The 2,464-nt window shown below is 37.5% G+C and carries 4 protein-coding genes and 1 pseudogene; 1 reads left to right on the top strand and 4 read right to left on the bottom strand.

Annotated features, from left to right (window positions below; genetic code table 11):
- Positions 1-204: pseudogene (locus tag PX484_RS18265) on the top strand (restriction endonuclease subunit R); the annotation flags it as partial.
- A 109-nt stretch (positions 205-313) separates the two neighbouring features.
- On the opposite strand, the gene PX484_RS18270 reads toward PX484_RS18265, so the two are convergent.
- The 4 genes from PX484_RS18270 to PX484_RS18285 form a co-directional block, all read right to left on the bottom strand.
- On the bottom strand, positions 314-1,309 hold the full coding sequence (locus PX484_RS18270) for a DNA cytosine methyltransferase (protein WP_287767321.1): 996 nt from the start codon (positions 1,307-1,309) through the stop codon (positions 314-316).
- A gap of 257 nt (positions 1,310-1,566) precedes the next feature.
- Entirely contained in the window at positions 1,567-1,896 is a 330-nt protein-coding gene (locus tag PX484_RS18275; RefSeq protein ID WP_149976032.1) for a DUF6883 domain-containing protein, read from the bottom strand.
- Between the two features lie 38 nt (positions 1,897-1,934).
- A complete protein-coding gene (locus PX484_RS18280; RefSeq protein ID WP_002800311.1) occupies positions 1,935-2,183 on the bottom strand; it encodes a hypothetical protein in 249 nt (82 codons plus the stop codon).
- Positions 2,184-2,219: 36 nt separating this feature from the next.
- Positions 2,220-2,441, bottom strand: a complete 222-nt coding sequence (locus PX484_RS18285; RefSeq protein WP_002800310.1) for a DUF2283 domain-containing protein — start codon at positions 2,439-2,441, stop codon at positions 2,220-2,222.
- Positions 2,442-2,464 lie beyond the last annotated feature (23 nt).

The following is a 2,464-nucleotide window of genomic DNA, read 5'->3' on the forward strand; positions in this document are numbered from 1 at the left end:
ACTTATGCCTACAATAGCTTAGAAAGACAACCCTCAGTTTGGGGATTAGCGACTAATGGCTTACAATATATGTTCGTCTATCTCAGACAAGAAACTAACCCCACTTATCAGATAATGCCAGAACTTAATTTAATGTATCCTGAATCAGCAATTAATCTGCTCCAAATGCTCAAGGCAATGGGTCAGCTAATTTTAGAGATATAAATTAGGACTCAAACAAGCTATAATCTCCTAGGTTTTGACTGTCTATATAGGCAATTAAAAGCGTCTTGAATAATCACCACTATCTAAAACTCCTGAGTCGAAAATAAACTTAATTAAGTTGTCGATTTAACGAGAATGAATTAGTTGATGCTTGCTCAACATCTAACCAAGACTCGATTACAGAATTAACCACAGCAGCTACGCAGGAAATCGCTACACTATTACCCGTTAATTTTCGCATAGTTTGATAACTGCCGACAATTTGATAATCATCGGGAAAACCTTGTAAACGTAGCATTTCTCTTTCTGTTAAGCGTCTTTTCCCATCCACTAACAAATAATTATAGGATGCTCCCGCTCGCAAGGCACAGGAATAGGGATAAGCGCTGACATTTCCTCCTTTATTTTCGTGCCAGATAGTCGGTTCACTATAAGGTTTTTTTCCCTCTCTTTTCAGAAGGCGACTTTTTTGAATTTTTTCGGAAGCATAATAAAAATCCGAAACATTTTCCTCTAAGATTTCCGTTAAACTTGTTCTAGATAAAGCTGGTTTTGGCCAGATAAAATCTCTCGCTTCTCGGAAACCAACGATAAAAATTCGTTCCCGTTTTTGCGGTAAACCAAAATGAAGCGCATTCAAAACCCGATAATCGGTATAGTAATCTAAATCTTGCAGAGTATCGAGAATAACTTGCAAGGTTTTTCCCTGTTGATGTCCCTGCAATTGCTTGACATTTTCCAGAATAAATGCTGCGGGTTGTTTGGCTTTTAAAATACGAGCAATCTCAAAAAATAGCGTGCCTCTGGTGTCTTCAAACCCCTTTAAATCACCACAAATACTAAAGGGTTGACAGGGAAATCCCGCCATTAAAATATCATGATTGGGAATATCTAGGGCAGCAATTTCGGTAATATCCCCCCGGGGTTGGTCGCCAAAATTAGCCTGATAAATTGACCGAGCGTCTTTATCTATATCACAGGAAAAAACACAATCAGATTCTAAGTTTTTTTGGCGACAAACTTGTTCAATTGCCAATCGAAACCCTCCCAAACCACAAAAGAGGTCAACAAAACGAATTTTTTTACTATCTTTCAGGAGATTCATCGATAGTTGAGATTGTAGCGATAAAGAGCGGACGGTAAATATTTCATTGGCCTGTAGGGGTTTAATCGCCGAAATTGGCACAGTAACTACTGAAATTGACTCACCGAGAGCGTTAAAAACTTCTAAAATTGCTCCCATTTCGCCATTGCTAGGATGGGGGATTAAATCCACTAATACTGCCACATCTCCCGATTTTAGATTGTCTTCGGGAACATCAAGACAAAGAACCACATGATCGTATAATCTAACATCCATAATTATCTATCCTTTCGGGGTTTGAGAGTAACAAACTGAAAACAGTCGTCAATGTATCGCAGTATCCATATTGTAACCACTGCTAAATTAATTCCGTTAACTCCTTCTAGCATTCCTTCAACTCGATAAAAGATACCGTATTCATTTTTACCATCTTTGATCGCATCTTCTACGGTAATTAGCTGAATAATCGCTTTTTGCAAACTGGCCGCATTATCGAGAGTAAATCCTGCTTGTGCTAAAAATTTTGATTTGTCATCTTTGTCTCTGAATACGAGAAGATAACGAGTAAGTTTATCCTCTGGAATAATTGCTTTAGATGGAATTTGCATCGCTCAATCTACTTAGTTTTCTAGCCTTTTCTTCAGCACTAATGATTGTCGAGTTTGCTCTTTAGGGATTCTAGATCTGATAACTGCGGTGGATGATTAGCATTCCACGTCAGAGCTTGATCTAATTTTTCTCGAAAAGGCGATCGATTTATCCAGTCTTCGTTTACGGGAGAGCGATCGAGTAAATTTTGATAAAACTCATTCCACAGTTGACCCCATTCTTTTAGATCGATAACAACCGCTGTTTTTTCTCCTGTTTCATCGACAATATACTGAATACCTTTCATGATTTAAATTGTTGTGAGATGGATATTAACTAATAACTATATTTTAATCGATTCACTAGAAGATATGGATTTTGCAAGTTCTTGTCTAGCATCTTCCGATAGAGAACAACCAAAATCTAGAATCTCGATTAAAACTAACTGATCGTCCTCGGAATAATGTAATATTGTTTTCCCTTCCTCCTCTGCGTAAGCAATTGGATTATTGTTTAACTCAATTAATAAAGCATCCACATCTGGGCTATAGTGTATCTTGTTCACCAAATTCCTCTAATTGTTATCGC

The organism is Microcystis sp. M49636_WE2 (assembly GCF_030065375.1).
In the GTDB taxonomy this organism is placed as follows: Bacteria; Cyanobacteriota; Cyanobacteriia; order Cyanobacteriales; family Microcystaceae; genus Microcystis; species Microcystis aeruginosa_C.

Excerpts from the sequence above, each read along its gene's own strand:
- PX484_RS18270 (WP_287767321.1), bottom strand. The coding sequence starts at position 1,309 with ATGAATCTCCTGAAAGATAGTAAAAAAATTCGTTTTGTTGACCTCTTT.
- PX484_RS18280 (WP_002800311.1), bottom strand. The coding sequence starts at position 2,183 with ATGAAAGGTATTCAGTATATTGTCGATGAAACAGGAGAAAAAACAGCG.
- PX484_RS18275 (WP_149976032.1), bottom strand. The coding sequence starts at position 1,896 with ATGCAAATTCCATCTAAAGCAATTATTCCAGAGGATAAACTTACTCGT.